This window comes from Domibacillus sp. 8LH, from assembly GCF_038806185.1.
Classification (GTDB): domain Bacteria; phylum Bacillota; class Bacilli; order Bacillales; family Domibacillaceae; genus Domibacillus; species Domibacillus indicus_A.
In genome coordinates this window covers 1-263 of the sequence record NZ_JAVJNG010000190.1, presented here as the reverse complement: position 1 = coordinate 263, position 263 = coordinate 1, and the positions used below count along the sequence as shown (strand labels likewise).

Genomic DNA, 263 nt, shown 5'->3' with positions numbered 1-263 from the left:
GCTTCTTTTACACGTTGCATTGCAAGTGGATCAGTTTTTAAATCTAAACCTTGATCTTTCTTGAATTCAGCTACTAAGTAGTTGATAACGCGGTTATCGAAATCTTCACCACCTAAGTGAGTGTCACCGTTTGTCGCAAGTCCTTCAAATGTGTGCTCGCCTTCACCTTCATCAATCTCAATGATTGATAAATCGAAAGTACCGCCACCTAAGTCATATGCTGCAACGATGTTTTCGCCTTTGTTTTTGTCCATGCCGTAAGC

General features: G+C 41.1%; 1 protein-coding gene. It reads right to left on the bottom strand.

Features of this window, described 5'->3' with window-relative positions; genetic code table 11:
• The coding region (locus RG959_RS24375; protein ID WP_342799324.1) for an Hsp70 family protein at nt 1-263 on the bottom strand (263 nt) is incomplete at both ends.